This is a genomic window from Sphingobacterium micropteri (genome assembly GCF_014692515.1).
GTDB classification, from domain to species: Bacteria; Bacteroidota; Bacteroidia; order Sphingobacteriales; family Sphingobacteriaceae; genus Sphingobacterium; species Sphingobacterium micropteri.
In genome coordinates this window covers 1-18174 of the sequence record NZ_JACOIK010000017.1, presented here as the reverse complement: position 1 = coordinate 18174, position 18174 = coordinate 1, and the positions used below count along the sequence as shown (strand labels likewise).

Here is an 18174-nt window from a genome sequence, read left to right as displayed (position 1 = left end):
AAATTTTCATTTATTTATATCATCTTATCACACTTTCCGAATACGAAGAAAATAAATGTCAGTTTCTGGTGAAACTATCAAAACGTCTCTAAACGGCCGTCCTGTAGTGTCCTGTTTTATGAGCTTCCAGTTCCACTTTTCATCCGTAAAAAATAATCTAAATCGCCGACCTGCCCTCCTTTAAAATTGATCGTCATACCATCAATATGTGCTTTTCGGGCATGTATCCGACAAAGCGGTGCGCCCCGCACGACGGGAGCCACCATTTCAACCGCATCAATACCGAAATGGCGTGCAAACAGACTCGATGTATCTCCTCCCGCTATCACTAGCCGCCCTAGTGCGAATGACTGCGCGACAAGATCTGCAATCTGCGCCAGTAGTTTTCCATATAAAGTGGCCGTGTACGCGTTTATTCCCTGCGCGTTCAAGCCCCGTTTCTCCAAGACACGACGCGTATTACCCATACGCGGATCGTCCGGACCAATACTGGTGTGGACAACAACACTTTTCCCTTCCCGCAAATATCGCAGTACTTCCGCGGCCACGGTAGACAGGTTGTATTGATCTGGACTTGTTGCGAAGGCTTCGCCATCAATAGCCACCCCCTTAAATCCATTTTCTATAGCGTGATCAATCTGCTTTCCCGTCACGACCGATCCGCTTCCCGAGAGCACTAACAAAGGGTTCACCGGTTTAATGGAAGGCCATTCTGTTCGAGGCGACAAAGTACCTGTCTTTTTCCATGCCGCGCATAAAGCCTTCGATACAGCCGACGAGCCGACGGAAAAAAGCGGCTGGTGCTGGATAGAAAGACCGTCCAAGACCTCGCCAATTCGTTCTAAATGCTGTTCGGTCAGGACATCAAACAGAAGAACATCTGCCTGTTCTCCTTCGATCTCGCGCATAATATCCCTAGCATCTGAGCGGTCCAATTGCGTGACATCCACCAGACCGATTTTTTTAGGTGTTTGCTGTGCTAAATGGCGCCGAAGATCACTTTCCTCTGCCGGAGTAACTGGATGTTTCGCCATACTCGGATGCCTGTCCAACCGAAATACTTCCCCTTCAGACCCGGTACCCATCCGTGCAAATAGATTTCCAAACGCGCAGAACCGGCCGAGGTAGGGTGCCCCTACCACCAGTGGAATAAGCTGTGCTGAAAATGCCGTAGCGCCTACATCGATCGCTTTTCCTATGCTGCCCACTGTGGGAGACGAGTCGAATGTAGAACAAACCTTATAATGAATATGCCTTACGTTCATCGTCGAAAACAAATCGAATACTTTTTTCAGTTGTTCTTCGATTTCATCGGTCGGCAGTGTACGGGTCATACCCGCTATACCTATAGCACGCTTATCACCAAAAGCCTGTAACTGCGCTAAGGTTGGAATTCCCGTAAACAAAACCGTGGCGAGCCCCATCTCTTCCAACGTTTCCATTGCATCGGTTGAGCCCGTAAAATCATCTCCAAAAAAAGCTATGTCGTATGCCATGATTCCTCTACTTAAGCTTTGACTCCCCCAAATTTCTCTACAGCCTGTTTTACGGCCGGATACTTTTGCGTTGCTTCTTCCAATGTCAATCCTCTAACAGCCGCTTCCCACGCCTGTTTAATTCCATTTACTCCTCCGCTGATGCCTCCCGGGTGTGCCATAATTCCGCCACCAGCTAAGTATAAATAATCGGTCGCCTGCGTCAGTTTATACGTATCTATGGCTTGGCCTCCCCATTGCCCGGAAGACAATACCGGTAGTGCGGGTAGCACCCCTTCCATCGGTGTCAAACAGGCTTTTATAGACTTCACGACAGATTCATCGGATTCCCAGAATTTATTGCGGATACCGTTCACGTGCAATTGATCCACGCCTGCCAGTCGCCACAACTTCTGATAAGCAGCGAATGTAACACCTAATAAAGGATGCCGGTTTAACATTCCCCATCCATTACGGTGCCCGTGAATAGTCAGCTGCCCGATATCGGCTATACGCTTAACAGCTGTCAGCCCAACGCTGTACAGGCTGATCATCGCACAGCTTCCTCCTGCTTTTACCACATGCTCGTAATGACGGAGCATATTATCCATTTCATCACTGATGTTGAACGCATACATCACCTTTTTCCCCGTTTTATCCTGGTACCTATTCAACACCTCCATAATGGCATTCACACGCTTCCCAAAGGGGGAGTTATGTGCCGAGCCCATGAGCTCGTCATCCTTAATAAAATCAATTCCGGCCTCTGCCAGTCGCCGAACCAAATCGGCCGTATCCTCGATTGTTAAGCCTACACTTGGCTTGATAATCGTACCCACCAAAGGTGTTTTCGCTTCAAGAGAAATCAGTTCTGCTGTTCCCCGGATACCGAATTTCGGTCCGCGGAAATGTGCTGTATAACTGTCTGGCAACTGAATATCGATCAGCTTAATACCGGTAAACTGACGTAGCTCGTATAAATTCCCCATTAGGGTGGAGCAAAGAACCGGCAGGTTTACGCCAAAATTCGCGAGCGACCAAGAGATGGTCACCTTACCCCGATGGTACTTTTCAAAATGCAGCTGTTCGCCCGATAGCGACGACGCTGCCACTGTTTCTAATTCCTCGATCTGCTCGACACGCGCTGCATACTGCATTTTCAATTCTTCCGTTTCACCCGGTATCGCGACAAACGTACCCGATGACTGCTCCCCTGCCATTACCGCTGCGGCATCTGCCAGCGGGTATGGTGTCTCTACATAATACGTCGCTTCAATTCTATCCATACTCTTCCTTAATTTTTCTGAAAGTGTTTATTTTTTTTATGGTCATCAAGAACTTCCATGTTCGTTAGTGATTCGACGGAACCATGAACGTTTTTTTGATCTTCTCTTTCTTGTTTTCTTCTCCAATAGTTCGCTAATATTGACCCCGATATATTCATCCAGGGGCTAAACACAGCGGCTGCCAAACCCACAGTGCCCAATTTCCCCATGCTGCCCGCCAGTCCACTCGCCATCCCGCCATTCTGCAAGCCAATCTCCAAGGCCATGGCGCGGGCGGAATACGCATTCAAGCCAAACAATTTACTGAACCAATACCCAAAGAAATATCCGGCTCCATTGTGGATTACGGCAGCCAGAAACAATACAGCACCTATCTCTAGCAGATATTGCTGACCAGCAGCTGTAGTTACGGCAGTAAAATATATGATCCCAAACATCGAAAAATAGGGCATCCGCTTATCCAACGATGGAAACTTTTTTGTTAACAGATGATAGCCGAAACCTACCGGTATGGCACCCAATATAAAGCAGCCTGCCTCTACGACTGTCATAGCTCCAGGTGTAAGCGAGCCGGTAAAAGCCGACCAGAAGCCACCGACCAGTACCAATAACAAGAACACGATGGCAGCAGACAACCGCCCTAACATCTGATAGGTTGCGCGAGGAGCGGTTTTGAGATAATCGTGCAGCAAACCTGCTCCAATGGGCACGATCATAATCTTGACAATTTCCATCGCCATTTCCATAAAGCTCACTTCCACCATCGTGCCTGCATACACTTTCATCATGAAAGGTGTCATGATAGGTGCTACCATGGTCGTCAGTGCTGTTACGGTTACGGAAAGCACCAAATTGGCTTTTGCAATATAAGCCATCACGTTTGAGGCTAGCCCACTGGAACAACAGCCGATCAAAATCACACCCGCTGCTATTTCGGGTTCGAAATCAAACACCTTCGTCAACAAAAAGCCAACCAAGGGCATAATGGTAAACTGGGTAGCCAATCCAATAGCCACCCCCTTACCAGAAGCACCGATCCGCGTAAAATCCTGCACTTTCATCTGTATACCCATGCCAAACATGACCAGCTGGATAACCACGAGGATAAGCCACTTATTCCGCATATCAAACTCGCCGACATGCAAAATGCGTTCGGGGAAAGTCATACCGGCAACTACCGCCACAACAATCCACATCGTGTACTGATAGCCTTTAGTTTTCTCAAAGGCTCCCAAGCCTAATGCCCCTAGAATACTTCCTGCCAACAATGCCTGGCGGAAGTAAGGAAATGCATCTACGACAAGTCCTATACCGGCGATTGCAAAAGCAATCGCTGCTAAGTATAAACTGTATAGTTTCCATTTACCCATAGTGTCTCGATTTATAGGGTTATGACGTTTGGCATAATCCTGCCACATGATCCACGGCGATTCCTGGACTACTTAAGATAGGTACCTTACGATCGCTTTCCGACATTTGACTGACAACGCGTGCCATCGACGCCTGTGCCAACAAAATCACATCAACTTGTTCTGACAATTCTTGAAGCGCCTGTTTTACCATTTCATCATGCTTCGCCGCATCTCCCCCCATAAGGGCTTCAAAAGCACCTTCACATAACCGGCTGACCAACTCCACATCTTTTCCGGCTTTTTGCGCCCGGCGCAAAACGAGATCACCCGTCGGCTCCAAGGTGGTGGGCAATGTGGCAACCACACCGATACGTGTTCCTGCTGCAACAGCATGGTCTGCCATCGGTTGATCTACACGAAGAACCGGTACGCCTGCTTTTTCTGCTGCCTGCTCTACGGCTCGGCCGATCGATGAGCAGGTCACCATAATCAGATCCGCACCAGCTTCTTCGGCTGATGTCACATAATTTATAACACGTTGTGCTGTCTTATCTTCCAATCGTCCTTTCTGAATCACATCTTTGATCAGACTATCGTCCACAATATTAAAAACTTCAGCCTGCACGGATTTCTCACTGAACAACTGTTGAAATACCGGAACGAGTGTTGCTGAGGTATGTATAAGTCCTACTTTCTTCATATCTATTGCGTTATTTATTGTTTATATCTTATTTAAAGCATACGATCAATGTGCTCAAGCCAGTTATGGTAGCTTGATTGTACCGCCTCCCAATCTGCGTTAGGGTTATATTGCTGGACCGATACATGATGTTGTGGTAATCGTGTTTCCAATGGAGCGGCCTGCAGCGTTACTGCCGCCAAACGCGCGCATCCTAATGCTGATGCATCCGGCATGGCACTACACAGCACCGGCTTGTTCAACACATTCGCCAGAAACTGTACGACGAAGGTATTTTCCGACATACCTCCATTCACGTGCAATTGAGACAGCGTTAGCTGATGTTCGGTTTCTGTCGCCGTGATCACGTCCTTTACTTGGAAACATACCGATTCTAGTGCTGCCCGGATCAGATGTGAGCGATCGCTGGCAAAGGTCAGACCAGTAATAGTAGCTTTAGCGTCTTTTTTCCAATAAGGCGTACCCATTCCACTAAAAGCCGGTATGACAGTCACACCGTGATTTGCCGGAACATCTTTCACCATCTGTTCCAAGGCTCCTTCCTCTGCAAAGAGCCCTAGTTGATCTCTCATCCAGGTAACGGTCGCACCACAGGAGACAATAATCCCTTCGGCAGCATAAACCACCCCGTTGTCCGTACTATAATAGATCGCATCGACCGTATCCTGGCCTTTATGGCGTAAATCTTGTCCTACGGCCATCATAATCGAACTACCCGTACCCAATGTGGCTTTCGCCTCTCCGCTTTGAAAACAACCTGCTCCCAAAGCCGCTGCCTGCGAATCGCCGACCACAGCACAGATCGTCAACGGTTCGGCAAACGTCCCTTCAAACGTAGAGCTGGCATATGCATAAGCCGAAGGGCGTACCTCCGGCAGTTTCAGCCCACGCAAGCCCAGTTCATCCAACAACACGTTATCCCAGGTTAGTTCATAAATATTGAAAAGCATCGTCCGAGATGCGTTGGTATGGTCGGTCATATAGCATTCCCCGTCCGTCAATTTATACAGTATCCAGGTATCTACCGTACCAAAAAACACATTGCCACGCTCCAGTTCTGCTGCAATCGACGGTACATTTTCGACCAACCATATCAATTTCGTAGCCGAAAAATAAGGATCTATAGGGAGGCCGGTTTTCTCTTTCACCAAAGCTTCCTTGCCAGCGTCCTTTAAACGGTCACATATCGCCGAAGAGCGCTTACATTGCCAAGATATTGCATTATACAACAGCTTCCCCTCTGCATCCCAGAGCACAAAGGTCTCCCGTTGATTGGTTAAGCCTACCCCTGCAATCTGGTTGGGTTGTATCCCTTGCCGCGCCATATGGTCGCGGCAGGCTTTCACCGCTTGCAGCACGCTGCTATATATCTCTTCCGGAGATTGTTCAACGAAATGATGCTCGTAACGAATGCCCAGCTTCGCCGTTCCTTTGGCGGCTACATTTCCCGATTCGTCAAACACCAGCGTTTTCGTGCTGCTCGTTCCTTGGTCTATCGCTAAAATATACGGTTTGCTACTCATGTTACTTTTTCTCTTTATGCTGTGAGCGGTCAATAATAACCGCAATCAAAATCACCATGCCTTTCACAACCTGCTGCCAGAAAGGCGAAACACCCAAAAGCACTAAACCGTTATTCAGCACGCCTATGATCACGGCACCAAGTACCGTCCCCATAATCAAACCCCGCCCACCCGATAAGGAGGTGCCACCTATCACGACAGCTGCAATCGCATCCAGCTCATACCCCATCCCCGCATTGGGCTGTGCCGAGTCTAGACGGGAAGTTACCAATATACCTCCCACAGCTGCCAGCATTCCTGCCAACATGTAGACCAATGTTTTTACCTGGTTTACCTTGATACCCGATAGGCGTGCAGCGCGCTCGTTTCCTCCTATAGCGTAGATATAGCGGCCAAAACGGGTCTTTCGCATGACAAAAACGGCTAGAACGGTAACCATAGCGGCAATCCACACCGGAATTGGCACGCCTAAAAACCATCCGGTACCCAGATGCGCGAATGGTGCTCCGAGTGAACTAATTGGGTAGCCTTGCGTCCAGAGCATAGTGAGCCCGCGCGCAATCGTCAACATGGCTAAAGTGGCCACGAAGGGTTGCACCTTGAAATAGGTAATAACCCAGCCGTTTACCAAGCCTAGGACTCCTCCCATAGCAATTCCCATCAGGATAGCGCCTAAAGTTGTAAAGCCTACATACACGCCGAAAAAAGGCAGTTCCACCCCCATACTGAGGAAGGAAGCGGTAACCGCTCCCGCAAAGGCAAGTACAGAACCTACGGATAAGTCTATCCCTGCCGAGATGATGACCAACGTCATGCCTACCGCTATACAGATATTAACCGATATTTGCCGCATCACGTTCCACAGGTTAGTTACCGTCATGAAACGATCGGAAAAAATGGCGATAATCAGACACAACAAAAACAACGCAATTAACGGTTGCAGTTGCTGTAGCTGTTTTTTATAGGATGTAATACTCATGTTCATATATCATACTTTATTGATCAGGCAACGCCGCCTGTAATATCGTTTCTTCGGTAGCTTCTTCCGTTTTAAACTGTTTGGTAATGCGGCCATCGCACATCACCAGGATCCGATCAGCAATGGCAAACAATTCCGGTAATTCGGAGGAGACCACCATAACGCCCAATCCCAGGGCTGCCTGCTCTCGTATCAAATCATAAATCTCTTGTTTGGCATAGACATCTATGCCCCGCGTCGGCTCGTCGAGCATCAATACTTTTGGCTTCGTGGCCAGGTACTTGGCCAATACGACTTTCTGTTGATTTCCACCGCTCAGGTTACCCACATGCTGCTGATCTGTAGCCGTTTTGATACGCAGACGCTCCACATATTGCTGGCAAAGTTCTTTTTCTTGTACATCCGCCAGCACGCCTAGGTTCTCCAAACTCGACAATACCGAAAGTGATAAATTTGCGCGTACATTCATACCCAACACCAATCCATCGCCCTTCCGGTCTTCAGGCACCAGTGCCAGTCCGCATCGAAGCGCCTGGTTGGGTGACGTAAAAAAAGACATTTCCTGCTCATCAAAAGAAAAGCTGCCCGAGGTCGGTTTTCCCCGTAGACCAAATAATGTCTCCAATAGCTCTGTCCTTCCAGCGCCCATCAAACCGAACACACCCACGATCTCCCCTTTACAAAGATCAAAAGACAGGTTTTCCAACAACATCCCCTCTTTTAAGGGGTGTGCAAGCGATAAGTTATCCACATGCAAGACCGTCGCATCGGTAATCCGATCTTGGCATTTTACACGCTCCGCCAGTGCCCTGCCCACCATCATATTAACCAACTGCTGTTCATCTACCTCTGTCATCAACCCCTGTTTTACCACTTGGCCATCGCGCAACACGACATATTGGTCTGCCAGTGTAAACAACTCCTTCATTTTGTGTGATATATAAACCACCGTTTTTCCCGAAGCTTTCAGATCAGCAATAATATCATACAGCGCATATACCTCCGACTCACTGATGGCCGACGTAGGCTCATCCATGATCACCACATCACTTTCTACGAGCAGCGCTTTCGCAATTTCGATCAATTGGCATTCGCCCACCTTCAGTTGCGACACAGGTGTATCTAGATCAAGTTCTAATTTCAAACGTGAAAGCAGCTCTTTGGCAACGTTCTTCATCTTCTGCGTATCCAGAGCTCCCCAAGGGGTCATCAACTCTCTGCCTAAAAAAATATTCTCGACCACACTGAGATACGGAATCAGATTGAGTTCCTGATGGATAATCGTAATGCCGCGGTCTTGCGCATCGCGCGGACCTTGAAACTGCACCGCTTCTCCCTTATACAGCAATTCTCCTTCATAATCGGTATACACACCGCTCAATATATTCATCAAGGTCGATTTACCAGCACCGTTCTCCCCCACCAATGCGATGACCTTGGCAGACGGGAATTCGATGTTTACATCCCGAAGGGCATATACACCGTTAAATTGTTTTGTTATATTTCTTAATGAGACCACGATTCTTTTCTTAATCCACGATTCGCAATTGTATAGGCATCACTTCAAAATCATCCGTTATACCGAGACGGCGATTCAAGGCAAAGGCGCCTGCTAATTGTACTTTTTGACCTACTTGTACCTTTTCCAGAAATTCGGGTATAATTTCCTCCCGCACCTTTTTGTTGAGTCGTTCGGAGATCGCATTAAACTTCGTTAATTCCCCTACATCCGCTAGCGCCAGTTTACCTGAGGCGTCGCGAATTTCATTTCCGAAAATATATACGGTTGCGATGCGCAAGGAACAAGCTTGTTCACCCTCACCAAAAACCACCCGTACATAGCTGTCTTTTATTTCCTGTATACTGCCTTCGCCCCGGATGAGAAAGTAATAGCGATTCCCGATATTGGTTTGCTTTCCGTAGCTTGCCCAATCTTGGTCTTTTTGCGATAACGTCGCCAGCAACGTACAAGGTTCGGGCGCATCTGCCAATACCTCCGGCAAACTTTGCAGGAAGTATGCATCTGCTAATTGGGCAACATCCTCCTCATCGCCACCCTTCTTACGCGAATCCAAGGACACCACATAAAAAGAATGATAGATTAAAAAAACAGCCATTAATCCAATCAGTCCATATTTAAGCGCCTTACGTTTTTTAGACGGTATGTTTTTATCATTCTTTACCATAGCTCGAATATATACTTACGTTTGCAGGTGTCACCAATTCGACATCGACTAGTGTTTTTTGGGGGAAACTGGTTTTTCCTTCAAAATATTCGCCTGAGAAAGCAACGGCCGTTTCTGCAATTTTTTGCGGAAATTGCATCACGGTAGCGGTAAGACCATCAGATTGGATAGAGCTCACCGCATCTTCAGAACCATCAAATCCAAACACTTGGATCTTTTTATCTTTACCCGCCGCCACCAACGCTTGATAGGCCCCCATAGCCATCGCGTCGTTACCGCAGAACACAGCATCGATATCGGGATGTGCCTGCAAAATAGACTCCAGTACCTCCATCGCTTTATTTCGGTCAAAATCCGCACTTTGCTGCGCCACCATCTTGATTTCCGGAAAATGATCGACTACATAATGGAATCCTTTCGACCGGTTCCACGTGTTATTGTCGCCTACTAAACCAAGCAGCTCCACATATTTACCTTTTTGTCCAAGCGACCGGACAAAGAGTCCGCCCAATTCCACACAGCCCGAATAACTATCTGATACGATCTGTGAGGTTGCCGCATTGGGGTTGTTTAGCTCTCTGTCCATACAGAAAACGGGAATACCCGCCTCCATCGCCTTTCGAGCATTAGCCACAGAACCATCCGAATCTGTTGCATTCAACAGAATCGCATCATAGCCCAATGCTACAGCGTTTTCAAAATGATCCGACTCGAGCGACGTGTTGTTCTGCGAGTCGAAAATCCGCGCCACATAGCCTCGGCTTTCCGCCTCCTCCCTGGCCGTTTCGGCCAAAAATACAAACCAGGGATTGTTTAACGTGGAAACGATAATAGCGATCTGTTTCTGTTGCGTCTTGTCTGCTACCCCGCGACCGCAAGCGATCAATAGCGATAACAGTATTCCCATCCATAGACACCTGTTTACGATGCGCATAATAAAATCGGTTTATTTATCTGTTTATAATTAGGGGTGGGCTACACCCTATTACTTTTCTTGGGAAACACCCAATAGCTGCTGGGCAACTTCCATTATTCCTTGCCCGTTCAGACCATAATGGTCAAATATTTCTTGCTGTGAGCCGGTTACGGTATATTCGTCCGGAATACCCATTACCTGAAAACGGTTATGGAAGCCTTCTTGCAACAAGAACGAAGCACAGGCTTCTCCCACACCTCCATACACACTATGCTCTTCCACCGTCAATATCGGCATACCTGTAGCAGCCACTTGTGTTAACAATTCCTTATCCAAGGGTTTTACGGTATGCATGCTAATCACCGTCACCTCTACATCTACAGATTCCTTCAGCAAAGCAGCCGCTTCCAACGCGGGGTGTACCATTTCGCCCGTCGCAACAATAGCCAGATCTTTACCTTCTTGCAGGACGCGTCCCTTTCCTAACACAAAAGGTATATCCTTACGCAGCAGGGGCATCGGGCGTTTGCCAAAACGCAGGTACACCGGCTGGTTTAATACTGCCGCCTGTCGAACAGCTTCCTCCGTTTCAAAATTATCCGCCGGCGCACAAACAATAATATTGTGGATGGCTCGTAATACGGCATAGTCGTGCAAGCTGTGATGCGTTGAGCCCAACGCTCCGTAACTCACTCCTGCACTGATCCCGACCACGGTCACCGCGTTGTCTGAATAGGTCACATCATTTTTTATCTGCTCCAGCGATCTCGCCGTCAGAAAACAAGCCGGTGAAACGGCAAATACCTGTTTCCCCGCGGAGGCCAAGCCTGCCGATATACCGACTAAATTCTGTTCTGCAATACCTACCTCGACCAACTGATCTGGAAAACGTTGTGCAAAAGGCACCAATTTGCCGGATCCCCTGGAATCACTGGTGACGACTAATAGATCGCGGTTGCTCTCCGCAATATGCTGCAAGGTTTCTGAAAAAACCTCTAAATTTGCCTTTCCCATGTTTATCTCTCTATCCATATCCATATCCAAAGCCTATTCTATATTAAAGCGCTAAAAGAGCGCTATCCAATTCTTTTTGTGCCTGTTCATACTGATCTTCACTTGGTACCCCATGATGCCACTTCAGCACATTCTCCATATAACTAATACCCTTGCCCTTCACCGTATGGGCAATCACCAAAGAGGGTTTTCCGGTCACAAAGGGGAGCTTGCGGAATATAGCTTCCAACGCATCCACATCGTGCCCATCAACCTCCACGACTTCCCAGCCAAAACTCCTAAATTTATCCGCCACGGGATCTGTATTGCACACATCCCTAGTCGGTGCCGAAATCTGCAGGCGGTTATAGTCCACAATGGCGCAAAGATTATCCAGCTTATAGTGTGAGGCTGTCAGTGCCGCTTCCCAATTGGATCCTTCCGCCAGCTCACCGTCGCCCATTAAGGTAAATACTTGATAATCCTTCTTGTCCAGTTTAGCCGCAATAGCCATTCCTACACTCAGCGAAAGACCGTGTCCTAAGGCGCCCGTATTCTGCTCCACACCAGGCACTTTCCGCGTGGGGTGTCCAATAAAATGAGAATTATATTGGCACAGCGTTTCCAGTTCCGATTCCGGGAAAAATCCCTGATCGGCCAATACGACAAACAAAGCTTCCACGCAATGCCCTTTACTCTGGACATAACGATCCCTATCGGGGCTATCGAAATTGGCGGGCCCTACATTCATAATTCTATTGTACAGTACGTTCAATACATCTACACAAGATAAGCTCCCTCCCGTGTGCCCCGCCTTTGCTTTATAAATGTATTTTAAGATACGTTTACGGTATTCAATAGATTTTTTTGCTAACGATTCTTTCATTATTTGTTATCGTGATTATATACCTCCCAGGAGAAGTAATTACCCAATGCCTCTTCGAGTATCTTGCCGGTCTTAGACGCATTCATGACCACATGATGCTCGAAACCATTTCTACATACGTATTGCATAAGCCCCTGCAGGTTCGGTATCTGCGCTACAGCACGGTTACCGAATGTATTCAGTTCGTCATCTGTCAGTTCGCCTTCGCCCAGGTAAACTTTAATCTTACCCTGCACATCATCGGTACTGATCCGTCCGTAGGTCAATGGTGATGCCGGTGTCCTTCCGTCCAGCGCTCCCCATGTATTTTCTACGCCCAAAGACGAACCCAGAATTGGCGCGTTACTAATTTCAATCTCCGGTAGGAATGCCTTTGCCCAGTTCCCACAGTGGAACAAAACCGTTTTATTGGGATCGTTGGCGTAGTTATTGTTCCAATCTACCAAAGCACTTGGCGTGCCGGATGCCAACTGCATAGCATACATGGTCAATGTACCCGTTACATCCACCTCGCAGGCACTAGGTAACATGTTCTCACTCATCATACTCATAGAGGTACATACATTACAGCCATAGTTTTGCTGTAGGGACGTCCAACATTGTAATGCGGTAGCATCTAACGCATGTTCTTCTACAAACTCTTTGAGTACAATATCCAGCTTCGCCATTTGCACCAGCGACTCATCTGGGGTCAGTCCCCGTTTCGCGTAATTGGTGATGGTTTCTATATGTTCTTTCACCTTCGTATCCCCGTCTTTGATACGATTAGCACGTCCCAAAATTTCAGAAAGGTCAGCAGTTACGACCGTAATGCCATTTCTTTGCAGTATTTTTTCACTGTATCGTACCGTATTAAAACCACCCGGTCTGGCACCGATCGCACCGATCCGCATACCTTTCAATCCGCGAACGACACGACATACGGCTGCGAAGTCTTTTACTTCTTGTGCAAAACCTTCATCATCCGGTCGGATAACGTGCTGATCGGTTAAACTATACTTGATTCCGTACTGATATAAATTATTACAAACCGATATCTTACCACACCATGCATCTCGCCGACGCGCAACGTCCAATTTATCCAGATCATCAGGGTAAGCCTGTACGAGAACGGGAACATCTAGTCCAGACAACCGAATAGTTTCCGCCATACCTCTTTCGTCCCCAAAATTCGGCAATACCACCAAGATCCCCATGATTTCTTCCCGATGTACCTTAAAAAGGTTTGCACACTTTTGGGCATCCGAAAATGTCTCTACACCGCCCAACTTCGTGTCAGACTCCTCCAACATTCTATACGCCAACCCCAACCTATCCAACACACTTTTCACTTCTTTTCTTGCGGTGCCCACTAAATGGTCAGGAAAAAAATCCCGGTTCCCAAAAATAACACCTAGCGCTCCTGTATTCATTTCTTCTCTCTATGTTTATTAATTTACTTTTATGCTAGCGCTCCTCAATTCGCTATTATGATTTCAATTTCATGGTCTTTAAACATGTTTTTATGTGCTTCTTGTATATCTGCATCCGTGATCAGAAAATCAATAAGCGACATAGCGCCCAGACTGGCAAACGATGTTTTCCCGATCTTAGTAGAATCTGCGACCAAATAAGTTAGTTCAGCCGCTTCAACCATTGCTTTTTTGACAACAATATCACTGATACTAGGATAAGTCAGTCCTGCCTTTAAAGACACACCTGCTGTCGCTAGAAAAAGCTTCTGCACATTGATACCTTTAAAAAAATCAGCTGCTTTTTGTCCGGTAAGCGACAAGGTTGGCGGTTTAAACTCACCTCCGGTCATAATCACCTCTATGCCCGGCTCGGCCCCCAGCATTAGGGCAATATTCAAAGCATTAGTGATAACGGTAAGGTTCTTCAGACCCTTTATTTTACGGGCGATCTCCGTCGTCGTGGAACCGGAGTCCAGAATAATGGTATCTCCGTCTTCGATAAGCTCTACACACTTTAAGGCGATTTGGTCTTTTTTGTCTATATTTTCATTTTGATGCGAAAGCGAAAAATTCCGAACCTGATCCTCTATATTACGTAGGTAGGCCCCTCCATGATCCCGCGAAATAAGACCTTCCTTTTCCAATTTTTCGAGATCTTGGCGAATGGTGGCTTCAGTAACCTTAAAAAGACTGGCCAAATCAATGACTTTGGCTGCCCCGTCTTCTTTTAGCAAGCCCAGTATCTTCTCTCTTCGTTGTATTGGTAGCATAATTATTTAACAAGGTATTGTTTACTAATGTTAAATATCGAAAATAAAACGAAATAAACAAAGAAAAAACAAAAAATATGAAAAACAAACTTCCGACCGTAGATGAATATTCTATATTTATACACAAAAGTTTCGAGTATGGAAGAAAATTTTGTATTTTCATATAAAAGTTTCGAGTATGGAAGAAAATTTTAACTCACTTAAGCATTATAATTTTTGGGACGGAAATGTACCCTTGCTCGGTTTTCTAAGAGAACACTATACGAGCACTATTTTCAAGTATACCGATAATAGGCTTATAAAAGTATTGGTGGGACAACGGCGCGCGGGAAAAAGTTATATCTTACGGCAAGTAGCACATCAACTTATAACCAGCGGCATAAATCCAGAAAATATTTTTTACATCAATAAGGAATTTATAGATTTCGACTTTGTACACAATTACAAAGATTTAGACAAGCTCATCAAGCTATATAAAGCAAAGCTAAACCCGAAAGGTAAAATATATCTGTTTATCGATGAAATACAAAATATTGTCGAATGGGAACGATTTGCCAATTCTTACGCGCAAGATTTCACCGACAGCTATGAATTGTTTATCAGCGGTTCCAATTCAAAAATGCTTTCAGGCGAATTGGCTACTTTACTTTCGGGCAGATATGTAACATTTGAAGTATTTCCGTTTAGTTATGCAGAATACAGAGGTATTACCCATTCCGAGACTACAAAACAAAGCTATATCCACTATATGGAAAGCGGAGGCTTACCAGAGCTTTTTGTATTACCCAATGAAGACACTAAACGAAATTATATAAACGCCGTAAAAGACACCGTACTGCTGCGGGATATTATACAACGTTACAGTATCAAAGACCCAAAGTTACTGGAGGATCTTTTTGTTTATCTCGTCAATAATGCTTCCAATTTACTATCGATAAATAACATTGCCAACTATATGAAAAGCAATGGTCGAAAAACGACTTATGACACCGTTGCTAATTATATCAGTTATATAGAAGACACTTTTTTAGTCCATAAAGCGGAACGTTTTGATATTCGTGGCAAAGAGACTATTTCAGGAAACGGAAAATATTATGTGAATGACCTAGCATACAAAAATTATCTATACAGTGGTTTTGGTTATGGAATTGGCTACAAGCTGGAGAACCTCGTCTATTTGGAACTGCGGCGTAACGGATATGATGTTTCTGTAGGGGTGATGAGAAATAAAGAAGTGGATTTTGTGGCCAAAAAAGCGGATAAAATACTATATGTGCAAAGTGCATATCTGTTGGTTGATGAGAAAACAATAAAAAGAGAATATGCATCCTTGGAAAGCATAAATGATAGTTACGAGAAAATAGTGGTTTCGCTTGACGATATAACGTTACCACAGAACAAGGGTATTAAACACGTCCAAGCCTGGCTACTGCATACGCTTCTATAAGAACCGGGGAAAGCTGCTTTTTTTTAAGCATCATCATGAGAAAAAACAGATTTTAAGCCGGCCTATTGCTACGTAACATGGAGCCAAACGCAATGTTCATTGTCGTAAAGTCCTTGTACATATTGATAAAATAAGGAGAAATATGACCAAACTCCGTTGATTTTATATCGAAATTCGCTTACATATTTATAGGATAGGTGGACAAAGCAACGATTTTCAGGCACTTTAACCTTACTTCGTGTAAAAACACGGCTACGTCATTTGTTTCTGCTCCTATGTCGGAAGTCATGAGACCTATGTCAGCAAACTATACGCGCACCTCATTATTCTTTGTGTTAAATAACTTTGACTTTGAACTTAATTAGTGTTTCGTTTAACGCATGTTACGTAGCAGGAGTTCAAATGCAACTGCATCTATACAACTTCCACCGTACTTTACAAACCATTACCGCAACAGCATTTCCCTGTTGTGCGTATTCATTGCTTTGTCCAGGACATTCGCGATAAAGATATAGCTGTAAGCTAGTGGAGCACAGCACATATTTCTTTAATACGCCTCTTTTCTAAAAATAACAATACCATAGAACGGCGTTTCGGGTGGTTTGTCGTCCCAGTTATCCCAGGAATGTGATTCGTCGGTAACGTATCGTAAAGCGTATTTGCCTTTCGGCAAATAAATCGCTGTATCCACTTTCCGGTTCTTCTCTGCTCCCCCAGCATGCTGTGTATGATAGTTCGTCATTTGCCAAATGGTGTTGCCCGCCTCATTCTCTATCCAGCCTCTATCGTGTAAGTAAACACTTTTTTCTATATTTCCCTGCATTATCGCACCCTCTCTGTTATCCAAAATAATCAGATGTAAATGGAGGGAAGTCGTATCCCATGTAGAGTACATTCTCGCAGAGAAATCTTCCGCCTTATTCACCAAGCCAAAAATAAGGTTGGCAATATCCACAAAATTTGTATCACGATCCATTAAATTTGTTTTCATTGGTTGATATAGACTCTGTAATGGACTATTATCGCTATTTTCTAATGGATTTTCTATTTTTTCTTTCAGTACGATCTCGCCATAGGAAATCAAAGAGTCATATCCCGGGTCCCTTTCTCCAACCCAAACCAGCTTTGCTTTCTGCTTTATCTTATCATCGTTGTCTGCTACGGTCACATTTAATTTAAGTTTTTGTTCTTTATGAACCGAATTGGCGAACTTCCGCAACGGAATGGATATCTGTGCACGATAGAGTCTCTTTTGGCTATCATACCCCGCAACGAACAATACGTCTTCTTTCTCATGCTTGATTTCAACACTCTTACCATTTTCATCGTGTAGCGGAAAACTTAACTTTATATTCTCTCCACTTATATCTTGTAGATAGATTTCAACTTCATCTGCTTTGTACCAATAGGTGGGATCGATGCTTGCCAGACCAATATCCGTCTCCCCCGTTCCGTAAATCTGTATCCAAGAAGCAGTATCCAGACTGAACGGCCTACTTTCGTCACTGATAATGGGTAGATTCTTGATTTCACCAAGCGGTGATTTCCCTCGATATGTTGGGGCAATAAAACTGTTTTGGTCATTATGGCAAGACACCAAAAAAACAACAAACAGGGGGAGGATTTTTTTTAATACCATATCTGCTCCCCGTCTTTATATAAAAAAGGTCTTTCTTGATAGGATTTGTCCGAACTTCTTATCCAAAATAACGCCCCTTGCGGTATGCTCTCAAATGTAATCCTATTATTTTCCGTCGCAATCTTTTTTCCAGCAGAAACCCAAAGATTATCCCAATACAACAGTTCATATTCTACACCGCTTGTTACAGCTGGTCCTCGCGGGCTTTTCTTCTTCAATTCAACCTTTATATACGCTGATGAAGACTGTTTAATTTGTTCAATTTCTCCGTCCTGATGCAGAATCAATGGATTTGAAGCAGCTTCCATATGCGGAGAATTATAGCGCATAGGAAGATACAGAATGCCCCGACCCATATTCTTGAAAGCCACATTTTCTCCGTCTCGTTTTCCCCAATAAACAGGTGTCCACGCCTGTCTATTGAATGTACATAAATAGAGATATTGGAGTTGCTACCTTTAGTGCGAGACAGATTTAATAAGTAATTTTAAATTTGTAGAGATGCATAGAAAGTTTGATGATTCATTTAAGATAATGGCGGTGGATCTGAGCGTTGTTAGAGGTTCGG

The 18174-nt window shown here is 45.4% G+C and carries 16 protein-coding genes; 1 reads left to right on the top strand and 15 read right to left on the bottom strand.

What is annotated here, in order from left to right; translation table 11 throughout:
• Positions 1–116: 116 nt before the first annotated feature.
• From H8B06_RS19330 to H8B06_RS19270, 13 genes are all read right to left on the bottom strand, one after another.
• Entirely contained in the window at positions 117–1496 is a 1380-nt protein-coding gene (locus tag H8B06_RS19330) for a four-carbon acid sugar kinase family protein (protein WP_190995844.1), read from the bottom strand.
• 11 nt (positions 1497–1507) lie between these two features.
• Entirely contained in the window at positions 1508–2761 is a 1254-nt protein-coding gene (locus tag H8B06_RS19325; protein ID WP_190995843.1) for a ribulose-bisphosphate carboxylase large subunit family protein, read from the bottom strand.
• Positions 2762–2769: 8 nt separating this feature from the next.
• Complete coding sequence (locus H8B06_RS19320; RefSeq protein ID WP_190995842.1) at positions 2770–4131, bottom strand: bile acid:sodium symporter family protein; 1362 nt, start codon at positions 4129–4131, stop codon at positions 2770–2772.
• A gap of 19 nt (positions 4132–4150) precedes the next feature.
• The gene (locus H8B06_RS19315) at positions 4151–4813 is read right to left on the bottom strand and encodes an aspartate/glutamate racemase family protein (protein WP_190995841.1); all 663 of its coding nucleotides are present in this window, start codon (positions 4811–4813) and stop codon (positions 4151–4153) included.
• 32 nt (positions 4814–4845) lie between these two features.
• Positions 4846–6336 (bottom strand): FGGY family carbohydrate kinase, encoded by a 1491-nt coding sequence (locus tag H8B06_RS19310; RefSeq protein ID WP_190995840.1) that lies wholly within the window; start codon positions 6334–6336, stop codon positions 4846–4848.
• A gap of 1 nt (position 6337) precedes the next feature.
• Positions 6338–7321: an ABC transporter permease gene (locus H8B06_RS19305; protein WP_190995839.1), complete on the bottom strand. Its 984-nt coding sequence runs from the start codon at positions 7319–7321 to the stop codon at positions 6338–6340.
• 10 nt (positions 7322–7331) lie between these two features.
• Positions 7332–8834: a sugar ABC transporter ATP-binding protein gene (locus H8B06_RS20920; RefSeq protein ID WP_190995838.1), complete on the bottom strand. Its 1503-nt coding sequence runs from the start codon at positions 8832–8834 to the stop codon at positions 7332–7334.
• Positions 8835–8844: 10 nt separating this feature from the next.
• Positions 8845–9501: a DUF2291 family protein gene (locus H8B06_RS19295; RefSeq protein ID WP_190995837.1), complete on the bottom strand. Its 657-nt coding sequence runs from the start codon at positions 9499–9501 to the stop codon at positions 8845–8847.
• Positions 9488–10408 (bottom strand): D-ribose ABC transporter substrate-binding protein, encoded by a 921-nt coding sequence (locus tag H8B06_RS19290; RefSeq protein ID WP_223857796.1) that lies wholly within the window; start codon positions 10406–10408, stop codon positions 9488–9490. The genes H8B06_RS19295 and H8B06_RS19290 overlap by 14 nt, the downstream gene beginning before the upstream one ends.
• Before the next feature lie 78 nt (positions 10409–10486).
• Positions 10487–11455 (bottom strand): transketolase family protein, encoded by a 969-nt coding sequence (locus tag H8B06_RS19285; protein WP_223857795.1) that lies wholly within the window; start codon positions 11453–11455, stop codon positions 10487–10489.
• 19 nt (positions 11456–11474) lie between these two features.
• Positions 11475–12296, bottom strand: coding sequence for a transketolase (locus tag H8B06_RS19280; protein ID WP_223857794.1), 822 nt, complete (start codon positions 12294–12296; stop codon positions 11475–11477).
• On the bottom strand, positions 12296–13708 hold the full coding sequence (locus H8B06_RS19275; RefSeq protein WP_190995835.1) for an L-fucose/L-arabinose isomerase family protein: 1413 nt from the start codon (positions 13706–13708) through the stop codon (positions 12296–12298). The genes H8B06_RS19280 and H8B06_RS19275 overlap by 1 nt, the downstream gene beginning before the upstream one ends.
• A gap of 44 nt (positions 13709–13752) precedes the next feature.
• Positions 13753–14520: a DeoR/GlpR family DNA-binding transcription regulator gene (locus tag H8B06_RS19270; RefSeq protein ID WP_190995834.1), complete on the bottom strand. Its 768-nt coding sequence runs from the start codon at positions 14518–14520 to the stop codon at positions 13753–13755.
• 178 nt (positions 14521–14698) lie between these two features.
• Here H8B06_RS19270 and H8B06_RS19265 point away from each other — a divergent pair, with 178 nt between their 5' ends.
• Complete coding sequence (locus H8B06_RS19265; RefSeq protein WP_190995833.1) at positions 14699–15967, top strand: ATP-binding protein; 1269 nt, start codon at positions 14699–14701, stop codon at positions 15965–15967.
• Between the two features lie 547 nt (positions 15968–16514).
• Here the strand turns inward: H8B06_RS19265 and H8B06_RS19260 are convergent.
• Both H8B06_RS19260 and H8B06_RS19255 read right to left on the bottom strand, forming a co-directional pair.
• Complete coding sequence (locus tag H8B06_RS19260; RefSeq protein WP_190995832.1) at positions 16515–17606, bottom strand: hypothetical protein; 1092 nt, start codon at positions 17604–17606, stop codon at positions 16515–16517.
• Entirely contained in the window at positions 17597–17977 is a 381-nt protein-coding gene (locus tag H8B06_RS19255) for a hypothetical protein (protein WP_190995831.1), read from the bottom strand. Before H8B06_RS19255 ends, H8B06_RS19260 begins: the two co-directional genes overlap by 10 nt.
• Positions 17978–18174: the final 197 nt, after the last annotated feature.

Bases quoted from the DNA above. Each gene is read 5' to 3' on its own strand.
- H8B06_RS19330 (WP_190995844.1), bottom strand. From the start codon at position 1,496: ATGGCATACGACATAGCTTTTTTTGGAGATGATTTTACGGGCTCAACC.
- H8B06_RS19325 (WP_190995843.1), bottom strand. From the start codon at position 2,761: ATGGATAGAATTGAAGCGACGTATTATGTAGAGACACCATACCCGCTG.
- H8B06_RS19320 (WP_190995842.1), bottom strand. From the start codon at position 4,131: ATGGGTAAATGGAAACTATACAGTTTATACTTAGCAGCGATTGCTTTT.
- H8B06_RS19315 (WP_190995841.1), bottom strand. From the start codon at position 4,813: ATGAAGAAAGTAGGACTTATACATACCTCAGCAACACTCGTTCCGGTA.
- H8B06_RS19310 (WP_190995840.1), bottom strand. From the start codon at position 6,336: ATGAGTAGCAAACCGTATATTTTAGCGATAGACCAAGGAACGAGCAGC.
- H8B06_RS19305 (WP_190995839.1), bottom strand. From the start codon at position 7,321: ATGAACATGAGTATTACATCCTATAAAAAACAGCTACAGCAACTGCAA.
- H8B06_RS19295 (WP_190995837.1), bottom strand. From the start codon at position 9,501: ATGGTAAAGAATGATAAAAACATACCGTCTAAAAAACGTAAGGCGCTT.
- H8B06_RS19290 (WP_223857796.1), bottom strand. From the start codon at position 10,408: ATGGGAATACTGTTATCGCTATTGATCGCTTGCGGTCGCGGGGTAGCA.
- H8B06_RS19285 (WP_223857795.1), bottom strand. From the start codon at position 11,455: ATGGATATGGATAGAGAGATAAACATGGGAAAGGCAAATTTAGAGGTT.
- H8B06_RS19280 (WP_223857794.1), bottom strand. From the start codon at position 12,296: ATGAAAGAATCGTTAGCAAAAAAATCTATTGAATACCGTAAACGTATC.
- H8B06_RS19275 (WP_190995835.1), bottom strand. From the start codon at position 13,708: ATGAATACAGGAGCGCTAGGTGTTATTTTTGGGAACCGGGATTTTTTT.
- H8B06_RS19270 (WP_190995834.1), bottom strand. From the start codon at position 14,520: ATGCTACCAATACAACGAAGAGAGAAGATACTGGGCTTGCTAAAAGAA.
- H8B06_RS19265 (WP_190995833.1), top strand. From the start codon at position 14,699: ATGGAAGAAAATTTTAACTCACTTAAGCATTATAATTTTTGGGACGGA.
- H8B06_RS19260 (WP_190995832.1), bottom strand. From the start codon at position 17,606: ATGGTATTAAAAAAAATCCTCCCCCTGTTTGTTGTTTTTTTGGTGTCT.